Annotated in this window: 27 protein-coding genes; 17 read left to right on the top strand and 10 right to left on the bottom strand. The window is 32.2% G+C overall.

All coding sequences use genetic code 11. The annotated features are described in order from the left end of the window. Positions 1-99: 99 nt before the first annotated feature. Positions 100-549: a hypothetical protein gene (locus OEM44_07335; GenBank protein ID MDH3516612.1), complete on the top strand. Its 450-nt coding sequence runs from the start codon at positions 100-102 to the stop codon at positions 547-549. Positions 550-648: 99 nt separating this feature from the next. On the opposite strand, the gene OEM44_07330 is transcribed toward OEM44_07335, so the two are convergent. Both OEM44_07330 and OEM44_07325 read right to left on the bottom strand, forming a co-directional pair. Next, positions 649-861 carry a thrombospondin type 3 repeat-containing protein gene (locus tag OEM44_07330; protein ID MDH3516611.1) on the bottom strand — a complete coding sequence of 71 codons (213 nt, stop codon included), beginning with the start codon at positions 859-861 and terminating at the stop codon, positions 649-651. A gap of 134 nt (positions 862-995) precedes the next feature. After that, the gene (locus OEM44_07325) at positions 996-1,358 is read right to left on the bottom strand and encodes a hypothetical protein (protein MDH3516610.1); all 363 of its coding nucleotides are present in this window, start codon (positions 1,356-1,358) and stop codon (positions 996-998) included. Positions 1,359-1,991: 633 nt separating this feature from the next. On the opposite strand from OEM44_07325, the gene OEM44_07320 reads away from it, so the two are divergent. Further along, positions 1,992-3,014, top strand: a complete 1,023-nt coding sequence (locus OEM44_07320; GenBank protein MDH3516609.1) for a hypothetical protein — start codon at positions 1,992-1,994, stop codon at positions 3,012-3,014. A gap of 227 nt (positions 3,015-3,241) precedes the next feature. Here the strand turns inward: OEM44_07320 and OEM44_07315 are convergent, their stop codons facing one another. The 4 genes from OEM44_07315 to OEM44_07300 all read right to left on the bottom strand — a co-directional run bounded on the left by OEM44_07315 (position 3,242) and on the right by OEM44_07300 (position 4,723). Then, entirely contained in the window at positions 3,242-3,640 is a 399-nt protein-coding gene (locus OEM44_07315) for a 3-aminobutyryl-CoA ammonia lyase (protein ID MDH3516608.1), read from the bottom strand. A 275-nt stretch (positions 3,641-3,915) separates the two neighbouring features. After that, positions 3,916-4,095 (bottom strand): hypothetical protein, encoded by a 180-nt coding sequence (locus OEM44_07310; protein ID MDH3516607.1) that lies wholly within the window; start codon positions 4,093-4,095, stop codon positions 3,916-3,918. A gap of 56 nt (positions 4,096-4,151) precedes the next feature. After that, a complete protein-coding gene (locus OEM44_07305) occupies positions 4,152-4,580 on the bottom strand; it encodes a DUF99 family protein (protein ID MDH3516606.1) in 429 nt (142 codons plus the stop codon). 2 nt (positions 4,581-4,582) lie between these two features. Further along, on the bottom strand, positions 4,583-4,723 hold the full coding sequence (locus OEM44_07300) for a DUF99 family protein (protein MDH3516605.1): 141 nt from the start codon (positions 4,721-4,723) through the stop codon (positions 4,583-4,585). 135 nt (positions 4,724-4,858) lie between these two features. Here OEM44_07300 and OEM44_07295 point away from each other — a divergent pair, with 135 nt between their 5' ends. The 5 genes from OEM44_07295 to OEM44_07275 all read left to right on the top strand — a co-directional run bounded on the left by OEM44_07295 (position 4,859) and on the right by OEM44_07275 (position 9,806). After that, entirely contained in the window at positions 4,859-5,089 is a 231-nt protein-coding gene (locus OEM44_07295; protein ID MDH3516604.1) for a DUF504 domain-containing protein, read from the top strand. A gap of 1,034 nt (positions 5,090-6,123) precedes the next feature. After that, positions 6,124-6,798, top strand: a complete 675-nt coding sequence (locus OEM44_07290; GenBank protein MDH3516603.1) for a hypothetical protein — start codon at positions 6,124-6,126, stop codon at positions 6,796-6,798. Beyond that, a complete protein-coding gene (locus OEM44_07285; GenBank protein ID MDH3516602.1) occupies positions 6,795-7,919 on the top strand; it encodes a galactose oxidase in 1,125 nt (374 codons plus the stop codon). Before OEM44_07290 ends, OEM44_07285 begins: the two co-directional genes overlap by 4 nt. A gap of 403 nt (positions 7,920-8,322) precedes the next feature. Then, positions 8,323-9,246, top strand: coding sequence for a hypothetical protein (locus OEM44_07280; protein MDH3516601.1), 924 nt, complete (start codon positions 8,323-8,325; stop codon positions 9,244-9,246). A gap of 278 nt (positions 9,247-9,524) precedes the next feature. After that, a complete protein-coding gene (locus tag OEM44_07275) occupies positions 9,525-9,806 on the top strand; it encodes a hypothetical protein (GenBank protein MDH3516600.1) in 282 nt (93 codons plus the stop codon). A 211-nt stretch (positions 9,807-10,017) separates the two neighbouring features. Here OEM44_07275 and OEM44_07270 read toward each other — a convergent pair whose 3' ends face one another. Then, a complete protein-coding gene (locus OEM44_07270) occupies positions 10,018-10,302 on the bottom strand; it encodes a hypothetical protein (protein MDH3516599.1) in 285 nt (94 codons plus the stop codon). A gap of 229 nt (positions 10,303-10,531) precedes the next feature. Here OEM44_07270 and OEM44_07265 point away from each other — a divergent pair, with 229 nt between their 5' ends. The 5 genes from OEM44_07265 (at position 10,532) to OEM44_07245 (ending at position 12,806) form a co-directional block, all read left to right on the top strand. After that, positions 10,532-10,813 (top strand): winged helix-turn-helix domain-containing protein, encoded by a 282-nt coding sequence (locus OEM44_07265; GenBank protein ID MDH3516598.1) that lies wholly within the window; start codon positions 10,532-10,534, stop codon positions 10,811-10,813. A 503-nt stretch (positions 10,814-11,316) separates the two neighbouring features. After that, positions 11,317-11,448: a hypothetical protein gene (locus tag OEM44_07260; GenBank protein MDH3516597.1), complete on the top strand. Its 132-nt coding sequence runs from the start codon at positions 11,317-11,319 to the stop codon at positions 11,446-11,448. A gap of 59 nt (positions 11,449-11,507) precedes the next feature. Then, positions 11,508-11,927 (top strand): hypothetical protein, encoded by a 420-nt coding sequence (locus OEM44_07255; protein MDH3516596.1) that lies wholly within the window; start codon positions 11,508-11,510, stop codon positions 11,925-11,927. Positions 11,928-12,007: 80 nt separating this feature from the next. After that, positions 12,008-12,544 (top strand): inorganic diphosphatase, encoded by a 537-nt coding sequence (locus OEM44_07250; GenBank protein ID MDH3516595.1) that lies wholly within the window; start codon positions 12,008-12,010, stop codon positions 12,542-12,544. Between the two features lie 4 nt (positions 12,545-12,548). Continuing rightward, positions 12,549-12,806, top strand: coding sequence for a UBP-type zinc finger domain-containing protein (locus OEM44_07245; GenBank protein MDH3516594.1), 258 nt, complete (start codon positions 12,549-12,551; stop codon positions 12,804-12,806). Positions 12,807-13,104: 298 nt separating this feature from the next. Here OEM44_07245 and OEM44_07240 read toward each other — a convergent pair whose 3' ends face one another. Both OEM44_07240 and OEM44_07235 read right to left on the bottom strand, forming a co-directional pair. Next, positions 13,105-13,206, bottom strand: a complete 102-nt coding sequence (locus OEM44_07240; GenBank protein MDH3516593.1) for a universal stress protein — start codon at positions 13,204-13,206, stop codon at positions 13,105-13,107. A gap of 8 nt (positions 13,207-13,214) precedes the next feature. After that, entirely contained in the window at positions 13,215-13,484 is a 270-nt protein-coding gene (locus OEM44_07235; protein ID MDH3516592.1) for a hypothetical protein, read from the bottom strand. 459 nt (positions 13,485-13,943) lie between these two features. Here OEM44_07235 and tfb point away from each other — a divergent pair, with 459 nt between their 5' ends. Together tfb and OEM44_07225 are read left to right on the top strand one after the other, a co-directional pair. Then, a complete protein-coding gene (tfb, locus tag OEM44_07230; GenBank protein ID MDH3516591.1) occupies positions 13,944-14,879 on the top strand; it encodes a transcription initiation factor IIB in 936 nt (311 codons plus the stop codon). Between the two features lie 6 nt (positions 14,880-14,885). Continuing rightward, the gene (locus OEM44_07225) at positions 14,886-15,446 is read left to right on the top strand and encodes a TATA-box-binding protein (GenBank protein ID MDH3516590.1); all 561 of its coding nucleotides are present in this window, start codon (positions 14,886-14,888) and stop codon (positions 15,444-15,446) included. A gap of 64 nt (positions 15,447-15,510) precedes the next feature. Here OEM44_07225 and OEM44_07220 read toward each other — a convergent pair whose 3' ends face one another. Continuing rightward, positions 15,511-15,681: a hypothetical protein gene (locus OEM44_07220; GenBank protein MDH3516589.1), complete on the bottom strand. Its 171-nt coding sequence runs from the start codon at positions 15,679-15,681 to the stop codon at positions 15,511-15,513. A gap of 507 nt (positions 15,682-16,188) precedes the next feature. Here OEM44_07220 and OEM44_07215 point away from each other — a divergent pair. The 3 genes from OEM44_07215 (at position 16,189) to OEM44_07205 (ending at position 16,806) form a co-directional block, all read left to right on the top strand. After that, on the top strand, positions 16,189-16,347 hold the full coding sequence (locus OEM44_07215; GenBank protein MDH3516588.1) for a hypothetical protein: 159 nt from the start codon (positions 16,189-16,191) through the stop codon (positions 16,345-16,347). An 88-nt stretch (positions 16,348-16,435) separates the two neighbouring features. After that, entirely contained in the window at positions 16,436-16,621 is a 186-nt protein-coding gene (locus OEM44_07210) for a hypothetical protein (GenBank protein ID MDH3516587.1), read from the top strand. An 8-nt stretch (positions 16,622-16,629) separates the two neighbouring features. Then, a complete protein-coding gene (locus OEM44_07205) occupies positions 16,630-16,806 on the top strand; it encodes a hypothetical protein (GenBank protein ID MDH3516586.1) in 177 nt (58 codons plus the stop codon). Positions 16,807-16,810: the final 4 nt, after the last annotated feature.

Here is a 16,810-nt window from a genome sequence, read left to right as displayed (position 1 = left end):
CCATCCGGTCCATCCCCCATGTGGGGTTAAAATAAGACGCACTTTATTATAACATCTATTGGAGATCACACTTGAAAAGATAAACGCAAGAGGAGAGCCATGTTTGTTGAACTAGAACATTCCATACATGATTGGTTTAAAGTCGATACCAAATACAAAATATTTGATGTTTCACTATATCATGGTCATTACACAACTATACTTGATAAAAATAATTCACATCAATTAATCACACAAATATCAAATCTTATTCAGTTAACTGACAATGCATGGATTCAATTTGTCTTTGTATCTCATAATTTTACATCCTTTCTTAAATCACATATTAATTGGCTAGATCAGAAATTACAATTCGTTACAAACAAAAACTATAGAACATGGATTGATGATATTACAAACAAGAAATCATATGAGAACCCAGAAAATGGCAAAGACTTTACAAACCATTACAAGGAATTATACCATCAATCATCTCAAAAGTTACAAAACCCTCAAGTAATAATGAGCGTAAGAGGATATCATCCAATAAGGAAAGATATCTTAGACTAATCCCGTATAGTGTGATGTTGTGATTTAGTATATTTAAAATTCTAATCAAGCGATGATGTATTTACAGCTAATTTACAACTTATTTAAGCAAATTTGTTTTTAACGTGAAGAATCTCCAGAGTTTATATTTTCACATGCATCTCCAATCTTATTGCCATTAGAATCTGCTTGATCAGGATTATACACATCTGGACAATTATCAACGATATCTGGTATTTTGTCTCCATCACTGTCCCAAAGGGAAACAGCAATTGCAACACCCCCAACTGCTATCAATATGACAACATATCCTGCAATTCGGTTTGTCTCCATCGTTACTCTTAGACAACTGACTTATGATTTATTAATATTTCTTAGAATCGGTTTTTACAAACAAGATTTCTATCAATGAATTGAAAATTATTTAACACTTTATAGTCTAGTTCTATTCCAAACAAACCAGTAGTTTATCTAATTGTCCATTCTGTTGTATTCCATTCATCTGAAAAGGTCTGGTTTATTTTTCTTAAAATTTTTTTAGAACTCTCTGAGACATAATCAGGATACACATACCATCCAAATGACTCGTCATTGTTATCTGACTTTAAACTAGAAAGAAACACCATCCCATCCACCTGGATGTCTTTTTCAAGAAAAACGGTCCAAAAAGTTGGATACACATTTGATACATACTTTATACTGTATGAATTTGGCTTTTTCTTTATCATATTTTTTACATATCTTTGAAAATCTGAGATCCTAGTATCTGAATAAAATCTCCCATCCTCAATCTTTTCAATCGAGGTATTTTCTGACCTCAAAAATTGCATCTCAGCTTCTCTATATCCTGATATCTTGATCAAGCTGGAAACTAATCAAACCAAAATCCCAATACAATGATTTCTGGTTTTATTAGTTATTGTTATAATGTACTATCAAATTGATAGTTCAAAGGGATTTTCTTTAAGGAAATCTAAATTTTGGATTAGAGTGAAAATTTCTATAATTAATCTAATATATTGATGTAGTAAAATAAATTCAATAATAACAAAATAAAAATTCCTAGCTTAGGAATGTCTCTTTTATTCTCAACAGAATAGTTTCTCGACTAATATCGTCTTCTTGTTCTTTTTGTATCAGTTTTTATTTCATATCAATTAGATCATGTCATCATTACTAATAAGCCACATTCGTTCTATGTTGAACTTATCACTAGAATACCAGGTTTATTTTGATTATTCATCTTGAAATAATTAATTACTTTTCTTTAATTTTAAAAATACAGTAGAACCAAATGAGATGTTCATAGCAATAGTAAGATAGAATCAAGTAGACTTTTTTTTTTGTGAAATCTAGAAAATTCTAACTCGCAAACCACCGATTTACGTTTTATATATAATCATGAAGAGTGTTACAGATCACTTGTTCGTAACTTTTATCAGTAAAGCCTCATTGGCAGATTAATGAATACAAAGATAAAGTATGTACTTCCAGCATTTGCAGCAGTATTTGCATTAATGTTTGTAGCAGCAACACCATATGTTATAGCAGAACCTGGCCAAGAAAAACAATGGGCAGATGGTAGTAGTAAGAGTGATGCCACCTATGATCATAGTGTAAAGAAAGATATCAAACAAGACATGGCAGAAAAGATAAACAGATACTGCAAAATGTCTGCGGATGAGCAATCTTCACTGATTGCAGAGTATAACAAAACCGAAGAGATAATAGCAAAGATGAATGAGTACTGCTCACTTGATGAAGCAGGAAAACAAGCATTCATTGAAGAATACAGTAACGAATACAAAAAACATTCTGAAGACAAGATGAAATATGATTCTAAGAAACATCACATGACAATCAAAGTTAAAGGATTTACAGGTGCAATACCAATCCCTGAAATGACTAAAGAAACAGACATGAAGGCAGTTCATGAGGACTTAAAATCGAAAGTAACTGTAAAGTTCAGTGAGGCAGCATCCTTGGCAGAAGATGCAGGACTTGATGTCATGAAAGGCAGTATCGGTATAGCAGTCAATGAAAATGGCGACAAATTCGTCGTATGGACGCTAGTTGAGATTAACATGGAATCCAAATCAGAAACAATGAGTACAACAGTATTTGTAGTTGATGCAGCAGATGCCACAAACACCACACAGGTAACAAAAGAGTTTGATCACTCTATGATGATGGCAGAAGGCAGAGACAACAGATACTCTCATGACAAACAACAAGAAGGAGGAAACTATGAAAAGACATTATCTGATCCTGCGCAAATCGAAAACAAGATTGCAAAAATAGAGAAAAAACTTTCTGATCAAGGAACCGGAAACGTAGCAAAAGATAATCTAAAATCACAGTTTCTTGAGATTCTAAAACAACTCCAGAATGCTATCGCTGATGGTGATGACGTACAGGCAGACTCGCTTCGAGAACAGCTAAATGATCTTCGCAGTCAAATGACTGAAATAAAATGGCATAACTAGCCAAAACTTATCTTTTCTTTTTTTATTGGTATTACTAACATAAAAACTGAAAGTTCATATCAAAAAAACAATTCAAAGCAACCAAGTATTAATTAATATATTGAATTTTTTGATTGAGGTGATTAGTGTTTTCATCAGCAGCAATAATAAAAGATAACTATGTTTTACATTACAAGTATCAGAACACCGTACATTCAAAATTTATTTAGTTATGATAGGAAGAGACTTTAGAGGAGATAGAGTAGAAAAATAAAATCTAAAATTTTCCTTTTCTTTGTTTTTCTAGAATTACCAACACTTGTACCAGTTGCTTTTGCTACAAGAATTGGTGAATCAAGTACATCACAAGCACTTTCATTTGTATTGCCTTTGTTTGGAGAAATCACCTTGTATGCTTCGAAGTTTATTTTTCTACTAGTTTTTCCGACTTCAGTAATTTTTCCTGTGACTTCAATAAAATCTCCGCTGTATATTGGAGCTAAAAACTCAACTTTATCATAAGCTTGAAGAAGGCCCTCATCCCCATCATATTGAATTGTTAATTCAGTAGTTAAATCTCCAAAAAGATTAAGAATTTGTGCACCATCAACAAGATTCCCATCGTAATGTGCATCATGAGAGCTCATACGTATCCGTAATTTAGTTTCTGGAAAAGAATTGCCCACAATAATACTCTCAAAAAAATCTAATGAAAGTTTTTTGATTGTAATTTATCATATTGATAAAACTCTAGGGGTAGAAATTATGTAGATATCTAACGAAAATTGACTAATCTCGTCAGTGGCTCAAATCAAAAAAAAGAATTGAGAATCTAACGTTTAGAGCCAATCATAAATAATACTGCGTCCATTTTTTACCCCTGTGAGGGTGATTTCTGGATTTATGTTGTTGTAAGATTATTTTAATTACCAAATTTTATTCCACATTTTGGACATACGTTGTATTTATTTGGAAAATTTAGATTACAACTATAACAAAATTTATCATTTCTAGGTTGTTTTTTACGTTCTTCAAGATAATGTCGAAGTAAGACAACTCCAATAGTAGTGATTGCACCTATGATTGCATATAGTATAACCATGTAAATAACTAATCTTATTCGGATTCATAAATACTATGAACCTTTCGCTCTTGCAATTAATAATGAATAATGGAGATCCCAATAAATTTAGAATGATAATTTTTCTGAAGTAATGTTTTTGCAAGTAATTGAGAAACACGTATAGGTTCTGGAACAGAACCATATAATGTCAATCCATTTAGCAGATACTCTACATCGATCAGATTACAACCTTCTTTTCTGATAAAAATATCATGAGATGTATTTAATGTAATTTTTTCTCTTTTTCCTAATTTTTGATATAAAGAAATTTTTGATTCGAATGAATCTGGGAAATGATACTTTAGAGCACTCTCAATACCCAGCGAATCATTATAAGATATTCCAATTATCGGAATTTTCAAAGAATGATATAATTTTTTGATGTCAATGATATTAAACATTGAAACTATCAATCCTGAAATCAAGACATAACCAACATCTGGTCTTTGGAGTTCATCATACATCTTCAAGACAACATGGTAGCATCATCACCTTCTATGGAGGCAGTTCCAAAAACGAATCCATCAATTACAAAATCTCGTCTCATTACAACACCAGAAAAAATAGAGTTTGCAGTATGTTGTCTAAAGCTTTCAGATATTGCCAACCTCGTAATCCTTTTTTTTCAAGATGAAGAGTTCTCATGGTTTCTTTTAGGTTAGCAACTATTTTTCGTTTCTCTTGAAATTCTGTTCATGAAAAACATAGTATTTTTGAATTATTGTAATAATTCAAGTAAGGTATGACAAAAAAAGGAATGATTTATGAAATTTTCAGCAAAGCGCGTTTTGGAAATGAGGTAGACACTTACAAAATTTTCTACAGAGATTTTGAAAAAATCATCGAGACAACATTACTTGAATTTATCAGAATATCTGAAAACTTTGAAACCATTCCAGTTGGTAGAATTGAAAAGATTACAAAAAATAACAAAATTTTATTTGAAAAGAATAGTAAGAAAGAGACTACATAGGCAGCAATTAGCATTGAATCCATAGTTAAAAAAACTCTTGATGGGCATAAAACAATCCCACATCACATAGACCGAAGTAGAGTAGTAAGTTGACTCCAGAAAAGTTCCAAACGATGGAGTTGTCAAGAAAGAGAAAATTAACTGCAGGAAAAAAACCAGATACAGTTGCATTCACCATACTCTACTGACAAGCATCAAAACAATCTTGAATTTGTACCAACAAAAGATCTCAAATGTTTCTGCAATATCAGGAGTTACTATTCATAATTGCTATAAATAATACGTAAAACATGTTGAATTGATTTAATTCTTTACAACCTCATGTATTCCATAAAAACATTCAGCACAAAGTTTGTTTTGATCAAAAACTGAATTTAGACAATAGTATTTTTGGCACTTACAATTGAATTGTTTTAATTTAAACATAGAATAATAGATAATGAGAAATTATGTAAAGATATTTTGGCTTTAACATGAGTAGTGTTTAAGCACTGAACACATTTTAAACGGATAATTTCTGTATCATAGTCAACTTTACCAATACTTGTTTACAAATTGTACATGAAATTGATCTTGTATCATATATGTTCAATTTGAAATTAGTATGGTTACATACTCAATAAAGTAGAGCAGGATGACAATGAAAATTTATCAGATTATATAATATTAAATTAAACAAGTTTTTCATTTTGATACCATCATGTTTATTGTTAATTTTATATTAAATATTCCATGACAGAAGTTGGATTGGTAGCGACGTTCACTTGTTTACAAATCCTTTTGAACATGTACAAAAAACACATGAGATAGATTAATCAGTGATCTATTTTATAATGTGCTCTCTATGTTGTGTCAGATGAATAAGCCATGTGGTTTTTCTGCTGTACTTCATGTAAAACAATGTACAAAGAAAAATTCAAGGGAAAAATTGAGTCCATCACCAGAAATCTAATGGAGTAATGTGACTTTACAAATGTAAATGGTTTTATTTAATATGCCAGGATTAGTATTATCGTATAGATATGACTAATCAGATGACATGGATTGCAATTGTAGTTGGTGTTTTCATTGCAGGTATTGGAATAGGATATGCCGCATTACAGAGTAACAGCATGCCAGATTCGATGAACCTTGATGCAATGTCACCGCAACAGATGCAACAAGCAATGCAGGATCCTAATTCCAGACAGCAGATGATGAATCAGTTTTTGGAGAGTCAGGAGGGCAGGAATCAAGTGATATCCCACATGAGGCAAAACCCTGAACAGATGAAGGAATGGATGTCAAGTGCAGAGCATGCAGGGCAGATGGCCCAGATTATGAGGAGCAATCATGATTTTACGATGGAGATGTTATCCGTTATGATGAATGATGATCAAATGAGACTGCAAATGATGGGTCACATGACAGAAAATGCCGAAATGATGGAACATATGAGAAATTTGATGGGTTCAGAAAACAGTCAAGGTATGATGGGCAAAGAAATGATGAACGATAGTATGATAACGCAAATGGCAGAAGATCCACAGACCAGAGACAAGATGATTGAATTAATGATTGAACATACAAAGCAATTCCAAGAACTTCGATCACAGAAACTAGATGAAACACAATTCAATCAAAAAATGATGGAACTAATCAAACAACACATAAAAAAAATGCAGGATTTGATGAAAGGTAATAGTACACATCAAATGATGCATCCATGATACTCAAGATTAGAAAATTTCATTCATGTAGAATAAAAGAAAAATCACTATTTACAATTATAATATTATCCATTTGTTTTGTATTGTTCTCACTGCCTGAATCCCTTGCCGAGGAACATGAACCGTCCGAATCATGGAACAATATGTCTGAACTTCCAGAACGCAGAACATCTAGTGCTGCAGTAACTCTCAATGATAGGGTCTATGTCATTGCAGGTCTGGACAACAACGATAAGGATACAAGTACAGTTTTTGTTTATGACACTATAACTGATTCATGGACGAATGCATCTCCAATCCCATTGACACTCCATCACATGGATGCAGTATCGCATGAAGGAAAAATCTATGTCATAGGAGGATACACAGGTAACTGGATTGCATCAAGTGTATTACTGATTTATGATTCAGATACAGACACATGGGATTTTGGAGAGAATATGCCTACTGCAAGAGGTGCGTTGTCTGCAGAATTTATTTCAGACAAACTTTATGCTGTTGGGGGATTTGGAAGTGATGAAACATACAGTATAGTTGAACAGTATGATCCGAATACAGATTCTTGGGAAACAAAAGCCAGTATGCCTACTGCAAGAGAACATTTTGCAACTTCTGTGATTGATGAAAAGATGTATGTCATAGGAGGTTTTGCAAAAGGGATCGGAAATCTAGATGTCAATGAGGTTTATGATCCTCAAAGTGACTCTTGGGAAACCTTGACACCAATGCCTACTGCAAGAAACGGTATTACTGCATCTGAACTTAATGGGGTGATCTTTGTATTTGGAGGAGAGGACACGGTCAAAACATTTGATGAAAACGAGGCATATATCCCAGAAGAGGACACATGGTATACGTTGCAGCCACTGCCTGTACCAAGACAAGGATTGTTCTCATCTACAGTAGGTGATACAATCTATGTTATGGGAGGGGGATTTGTACCAGGTGCAAGTTACAGCAATCTGAATCATGCATATCAAAACAATACAATTCCAGAGTTTGGTACAGTTGTAGTTTTGATTTTAATATTGTCAATATTTATCGCAATCTTTGCATCAAGACAATTTGGAAAGAGACAATCAATTCTGCAGGAAAATAATTCAATATTTAGACAGGAATGATTACAGAAAAGATTTTGATAGTCATTCCAGTTATCGGGATTTACAGTTTGGGAGGTAATCCAAAACCGATTAGGTATTGTTTCCATATTGGATCGAATTTCTGTATTCCGTATGCGATGAAGATGACTCCAACTGAGACCTTTATCCCCTAGTAGGTGATGTCTTGCATTGTGTTTGATTTGTGTATTTGTTTTAGATACATTCTATTTCATCATAGTATAGACAATCAGATACATCAATAGTAGATTTTACAATTGTAAAATCGACATATCTTGGATATAAGATGTGACCTTATATCATAAATCTATGATTTGCTTATCGAATATCCAATGGTAAGTTTGCAAGATTACATGTGGAATAAAATACAAATATCATCTTAATCTCCTGAGACTGTCTGTAAAACATGATCTCAAGAAAATTATTTGCCGGCATTGCATTGATTGTTATTGTTACAATTGTTTTAATTGGTTCGTCTCAAATTTCAGATACTCCAAATACCAGTAAGGTTGAATCAGATGATCTCAGAATAATTGACTGGCGTCATGTTCATGGTGTGGGGTTGGATCCTTCAGATCATTCTATTTTATATATTGCAACACATGGCGATTTTTACCAAAGCATTAACAGCGGACCTCCAATTAAAGTGGACAAGGTAAGATCTGACTATATGGCATTTAGCGCACCGCCAATTCCAGGAATTCCTTTGTATGCAAGTGGCCATCCATCTACTGGAGGAAACACAGGATTGATAAAAAGCAGTGATGGCGGTATTACTTGGGAATCTGTTTCCAATGTAATCGAGCCACCAGTTGACTTTCACGCCATGGCAATAAGTAAACAAAATCCTGAGATCATAATTGGTTTTGATAGCGGTGCAAGAGGACTATTCAAGACTACTAATGCTGGAAAAACTTGGGAACACCTAGAATATCCAGAATATATTTTATCTTTGGCAATTTCTCCTGATAATTCTAAACTAATCTATGCAGGTACTGGTAACGGTATTTTCAAGTCGGATGACAGTGGCCAAACATGGACTCAACTTGACACATATCAAGGAATGACAGTTTTTGCATTAACATTTGATGATAATGGTAGATTGTTTGCATCAGTCAAAACATTTGGGATTGTATACTCTGATGATCATGGCAAATCATGGGAGAACAGGCAAAACATAGATCTTACTGTCTCAAGTATTGCAGCTGACTCTGAAAATAGTCTTCTCTATGTTGGAGGTTATTCTTCTGGAGGATTTCAAGAAGTATATAAAATTCCATACGATGTAGAATCTTATGAGATGATTGGAACCAACAAGGGGTTAAGATAAAATGATGGCCATAATTGCTCTTTATTTTACAACAGAATTTTCATTAGAGTATAAACCAGCTCACTCATTATTTTGAGCAATTATTGGAATGGCTATAGTAGGGTTTTAACAAAAAAATCAATTAATTATTCATAAAAGAAATATACAAGAAGATAAGAAAGAGTAAGATTTTAGAATCATAAGGAATCAGGAGTGCAAAATCCCAATGGAAAAATGCAATTTTTTTGAATTATTCTTTATATCTTTAAATTCCATAAATTATAATAGAAATAGATACAATGAGTATAACTTGGAGAGAAAGGTTAAGCCAAAGAAGACGGGAAATTGGGATTGAGGGTTCAGAGTATGACTACATACAAAGATATATTGAATCCTATTGCTCTGAGGCTGATCGCCTATGTAAAAAAATTGATATGAATAAAACAGTTGATGAGGTAATAGATTCTATGAAAGATGAAAAATTTGACAAGTTTACCAAAGGAGTAATTGACTCAATTCACAAAAAGAGAGGCTATGATCCTGATGATCAAAGTAAAAAAGAAATTACTACTTTATCTTAAACACAATATTAGAAAGAAAGCACACTTTATTTAATTTCAATTAATCAAAATAATCATCGTAGTCCAAACTATTTTTTTTCTAAAATATTTTTTTAATTGTAATTTATTTTATTTTTTTTATAAATTTTAATGAAAAAACTTTGAAGTATTTTTTCTAAAATTAACGATTGTAGATATATTGCTGATTAGGAAAAAAAGAAAATTAATCACACTAGTTTTTTAGTGTGAATGGGGTTATCCATGACTGGATTATATTTTTATTTAATTCAACAAATGCATTTATGTTATTATTGTATGTCATAATGTTCTGTACAGTTGCATCAATTGTTGTTTTTACAAATTGATTGTTTACTATACTTGCCTGAACAATTTGCTTGCTAGCATCTGTAATTGCAGTTGTTGTAGTACTAGGAATATCAGTTGTGATCCCAATTTTTTTTGTAAACTCTTGTTGTACAGATATTGAAGCGTTGATTGTTTTTTCGCATGTTTTCATGCATTCGTTTTGCAAATCTGTTATGGATTTAAAATACTGAGGAGATATTTTTGAAAAATTTTCAAAGTATTTTTGAACATTTTGCTTGGACGTTGAATATACATCGCTTGTTTGAGTTTGTGTGCTCATATCATGTAACTCTAACACGGGTATATATATTAATGGTAATGAATGGTAATGAATGGTAAGCAATACCAATCTATATAATAGAGAATTTGGCATGCTTTTCATGGTCTCGTACAGAACAAGCATGCAAATTGTAGGGGACATTCTTACTGCAACTGAAGAGTCAGGACAGAAAGGAATCAAAACAACCACACTAATTTCTAAGGCCAACTTATCACATTCTAGGTTATCGAAATTACTGTCAAATTTGATTGGAAGTGACTTGGTCAATAGAATTGAATATGATGGGAAAAATACATTTGTGATTACCCAAAAAGGGAGGCAGTACTTGGAATCATATCAGAAATTTTCTACAATTGCAGAATCATTTGGACTTGAGATCTAGTCTAGTCAAAAAGAAAAACAATGATTTAAGAGATCGTTTAAGTTGGATCTCATAAAATTTGATATGTTAAAGATGATGATAATTTAAAAATCGCACTTGTATTAGAACATGGTCTTGGTACTCTGCAATAGTGGTCATACATCGTATTTGAAGATCCAAAAAAAGTGGGTTAAATCTGCTAGATAATAGAGTGGCACCTATTATGAAAATGAAAAAATTTATGAGAAGATGTAACATCAAATTGCAAGATAATTAGAACATTTCAGAAAAATTTATGTAACAAAATTACTATGAACTTTATTTATTTATAATTGGGACTTTTTTTGAGACAAGTTCTAACCCTCGTTTAGTCAGATATGAACTAACGAACCTAAAATATGCTCATTTTAGTAAGTGAATTCCATCCGAGTTATTTTTAGTACTAATTAATTATCACTACCAAATCTTGGCTATTTTAAGCAAAAATGGGACTAGTTAAATTAGGTTAGAAACATACAACAATCATGAAAGCCCGATTCAATGGAAAATGTATAGAGTGCGGAGAGGCAATTAAAACAGGTAAAGAGATACTAAAAAACTCAAAAGATCAGTGGGTTCATAAATCATGCTCAGATATTGAAGAAGAACTACCATAGATATATTGGAATAAATTAATGATAAATTTTTTAAGTAACTACAAAATAATGTAATCAAAATGAGTACCAAATTAAGTATTTTGTTAATTGTGTCAGTCATGACGGTATTTGGAGTGATGGTAGTTCCAGATACTTCTGCTCAATCAAATCATGTAACAGTTACTCCAATTAATGAAAAAATAAGTCTAGAGGAAACAATTACTACAATGTATGTTCCTGAAAACAACAAACTTCCTTGGGGATCAGTCAAGGGGGAAGCAGATGATATTGCTGAAAGATATCCAGTGATTATTCAATTTTACAAGGGAGAAGATCCAGTCCACTTTGCACAAGTTGATGTAAAAGGAGATGGCTCTTATGAATACAAATTTAGAGTAAGAAATGTGGATGCTACTACAGGGGAAGCAATAAACATCTTTGAAGGCAAATATATTGTTAAAATCTACAAAGTAATTCCAAACATAGACACCCTAGCATAATACATAAAATAATCTAATTCTTCTAACATATTATAATTCACAGAATTCATATACTGAGCAAGATGCCCAAGTACTAGAAAATGAGTAAGAGCATTTGGCATGATATTGAGCCAGGAACAGATATTCCAGAAATTATTAATGTGATCGTAGAGATTCCAAAGGGTTCCATGAACAAATATGAATATGATAAAAAATACAACATGATGAAATTAGACAGAGTTTTATTCTCCCCATTTCATTACCCAGGAGATTATGGGTTAATCCCTCAAACATTGTCCGACGACGAAGATCCGCTGGATGCATTGGTATTAGTAACAAACCAGACATATCCTGGAATTTTAATTGAAGCTAGACCAATAGGATTACTACAAATGAAAGATGATGGGAAATTAGATGACAAGATAATATGCGTTGCTACAAATGATCCTAGATATCTGCATACAGTAGACATCACAAATATGGAGGATCATTATCGTTCAGAAATAGCACATTTTTTCCAGGTTTACAAAGACTTGGAAGGCAAGAAAGTTGAAATCATCGGGTGGAAATCAGCAAAAGAGGCAAAAACCGTAATTATAGAATCAATAAAGAGATACAAAGATACTATAAAAAAATAGGAACATGTCAAAAAAATGTGAACATTTCTCACAGAAAAAAGAAGACGTGCAACAAAACACAAAAGGCTGTGAAGAGTGTGAAAAAGAACGTCTTCCAGTGGTAGCAATCAGGATGTGTCTAACATGTGGGCATGTTGGTTGTTGTGATTCATCAATTGGAAAACATGCAACAAAACACTTTGAGGAAACAGGTCATCCTGTAATGAAGGCAATTCCAGGAGACATTTGGAAGTGGTGCTATATTCATAAAGAATATTTTTGATTCTCAAACAAACAAGCCACACAAGATAAAATTATTTTCTGCCAACAAAGAATCGAAAGATTTGTCTCCGCTCATATAGAGCAGTGGTAGAAATTAGAATCATTAATCCTAAAACTAAACTAATCCATTCAAAAAAGAATGTCAGAAATTTCTCATTCCAACTACAATAATATTAATTTTAGAATTAGTGGGAAAAAGAAGAATTATTCATACCATAAAAAGATATTTTTTCAAATTAGATAATAATAAAAGAACTGAGAGAATAAGCAGATAGGTAATTATTAGTTATAAATGAAGATTATTTTATAATCATTACTGGTTTTTTTGATTTGTAAATTACAGTATAAGAAACACTTCCTAGCAGTACATCATTGGCAGGGCCATGTCCACGTGAACTCATTACAATCATCACAATACCATTTTTTTGTTTACTGCAAATGTAACAATGCCATTTCCAGGATTTCCAAACAAAATATTTTTTTGTAAATTCAACACTATTCTGCGCACATATTTTTTTGCATGATCTAAGATTTTTTCTCCGTGTTTTTTCAGTTTTGCTTTATACCTTACTTTATTCAATAACCCATCAGGATCAAATAAATTATCTATATGCAAAGGAGCAACATTACTAGGGATTACAAAAACCCCAATAATTTTCGAAACAGTAAATTTTGCCAAATTTATTGCATGATTAAGAACACGGATTGAAAATTTAAAACCATCAAAAATGGACCAGTCTTTTTTGAATTCTTTTCTTGTTGAGTTTAAAATTATTCTTTTTTGTCATAATCATTTTTAGTACAATCTTATTTGTTTTTACCAAATGTTCCATGATGATCGATCAAATAAAACGAACATCGTATTATGTAACATTCATCAGTTTTTTCATGATCATAAGAACTGCAATGACAGAACATATCATCACCCATTATATTCAATCATATGCTTGATAGTTAAAGCACATTAAAATTCTCACTTTTGAGATCATAGTATTTAAAATCAGTAAAAACACAATCTAATAGTTCTACGAAAAATTGAAAATCATGATTTTAGGCATGAAAATGACCGGATTTTCGTAAAAAAAGGCAAATAGTCCACTATTTATAGGAAACAAAATAATCAACATTGGTTATATTATTGGTTCTAGAGACTATCAATGCAGATGGCATCTGTGGACGCTGTGGAAAAAACAGTATGTTGACAGACAACGTCACAGGTGAAAGATTTTGCGGAAAATGTGGATTTGTTGTTTCTGAAACATTACAAGATTCCGGACCAGAATGGAGATCATTTTCAAAAGAAGGAGGAACAGATCCTACAAGAACAGGAGCTCCAACATCACTTACAATGCATGATAGAGGTTTAGCCACCATTATCAATCCAGTAAACAAAGATGCCTCAGGTAAACCACTTTCAACTTCAATGAAAAGTACTATTGAAAGACTAAGAACTTGGGATAGTAGAAGCAAAGTTAACGCATCATCAGACAGAAATCTTAGACAAGCACTAAGTGAATTGGCAACATTAAAGGACAAACTTTCTCTATCAGATCCTGTAATTGAAAAGGCAGCGTATGTGTATAGAAAAGCATTGGAGAAGGGATTGGTAAAGGGACGCTCAATTTCAGCTTTAATTGCATCAGCTCTTTATGCCGCATGTCGCGACACTGAGACTCCTAGAACATTAAAAGATGTTTCAGATGCAGGGAACATAAAGAGAAAAGATATTGCAAGGTGTTATAGAATTCTGCATAAAGAATTAGATCTAAAAATGCCAGTAGTAGATCCTGTGCAATGTGTTTCAAGAATTGCAAGTAAAGTACAAATTTCAGAAAGAACAAAACGCTACGCAGTAAAAGTTCTCAAAGATGCACAAGAACATGAAGAATCTGCAGGTAAGGATCCAATGGGTCTTGCAGCAGCAGCATTATACTTGGCATGTGTAAGAAACGGAGAGGATAGAACTCAAAGAGACATTGCAGAGGCTGCAAATGTGACTGAAGTGACAATAAGAAATAGATACAAGGGTTTAAGATTAGATCAAAATATAGATATGCAGGCAGGGAAGCAATAATAAAAAATGACGCAAACAAGACCAGTGATTGCAATTGTCAATGTAGTTGCTTCTGCAACAATTAATCAAAGACTAGATCTTGTAGACATTACAAAAAAATTCCCAGCAGTTGAATATCATCCAGAACAGTTTCCAGGTGCAGTATTCAGACTAAAGAGTCCAAAAACAGCTACATTGCTTTTCGGTTCAGGAAAGATGGTATGTACAGGTGCCAAATCACAAGAATTAGCTGAGACTGCAGTAAAAAAAGTAGTTGAACTATTAAGAAAAGGAAAAGTCAAAATAAAAAGCGAACCAATTGTAACAATTCAAAATATTGTATCATCAATTAACCTTGGAGGTAAAGTGAGTTTGGAACAAGCAGCAAGAACTTTGCCACGAAGTATGTATGAACCAGAACAATTTCCAGGTTTGATTCACAGAATGCTTGACCCAAAAACAGTAATTCTGATTTTCTCATCAGGAAAACTCGTATGTGTAGGAGCTAAATTAGAAAAAGATGTCCATCGTTCTGTTAATCAGATTCATAGTTTACTGGAAGAGAAAAATTTAATGGTCTACGATTGAAAATCAGATTACAATCTACATAAACAAAATAATATTTTACAAATAATAAATCAAATATAAAAAATTAATCTAATGAAACAACGTTTCCATGTGCATCAACAGTGTTGCCACAAGTCTGACATTCCCAATTTACATGAGAATTTGTTTTAGCATCTACAATCTTTGTAGTATTACAAACTTTACAGCGAATAGACATTTTATTTAGAATTATGAATCCATCAAAGTAAATGCTCACTTATTTTTTCCAAATGAGTTTTTTCATGTACGAGTACTTTATCAAAGGTATCAGAGTTTCCTTCCCAATGAAAGGTACAGTTTTGGCATCGATATTTCATGCTATTTAGTTACATCCTTTTCTTTCTTTTTTTCAGATTCTTTTAATTCATGTATATCATCATGTGCGATGGAGGTTTTGCAAACACCAAATTTCAGGTTTGTAATTATTTTTTTGAACATGTATTAGATAGCATTCTCTATGATATATACCGGCTTAATTTCCGAAATCTGCGCGTAATTCTCTATGTTTTATTATAATAAGATTAATTTCTACAAAAAATCTATAAATTTTAGTCATCAACATAAATTAAATAAAAAATCACATAGGTTTCAGAAAGGAGTCCATTATCAATTTCAACATTCAGAAGAAATCAAGATATCAAAGATGTTCTTACAAACAATGTAAAATACAGAATTAGATTCAATAGTTTAGAATCATTAATACTGTACAATCAAATTAGAAACAATGATGATTCATAAAATTAGATATTTTGAATCAAAGTATCTAGAACAAGGAGTTTACCTTCAAGATGTAGTTAACGCATTTTTAGCTGAAAAGGGTGAAAACATAATAGCAGTTTTACCAGTTACACAAGATTCACTTCTAGTTCACTATAAAGAATAACTTCTTTTTCATATATATCATATTTGCCAAATTAGTATCAAAGTGATGAATAATCAATGACTTATACTACTTGTGTTCCATATAACGCATGGCAATTTATTATGGAGACAATAACAAAAAACAAGTTCATGATCTCAATAATCAGACAGATGATTGTGAAATAGATGAAATTAAAATAGTACATAGAAGGTATTTTATTCCAGATACCTTCGGTCAGGCTAATTCAGAAGGATATGTTAGTTGTGTCTACTGTATTGGAGATTTACAAAAGTAGTTTCGATCATGGCAGGGTATCTAGGTAATAAATCAAAAATGATTGTACACCACTTAGCGGTAACTAAAGTAGAGTGCGACATCTACGAAGTAAAAAAAGACAGTAAACAGTATTTTATTCCAGACATGCTTGATCAAGCAAAAAAAGAAGGTTTTACTCCATGCAAACATTGTATTCAAAGTTAAGATT

Origin of the sequence: Nitrosopumilus sp. (assembly GCA_029862745.1) — an archaeon.
Classification (GTDB): Archaea; Thermoproteota; Nitrososphaeria; order Nitrososphaerales; family Nitrosopumilaceae; genus Nitrosopumilus.
The sequence above is the reverse complement of the archived record's forward strand: the minus strand, read 5'-3'. Positions and strand labels throughout refer to the sequence as shown.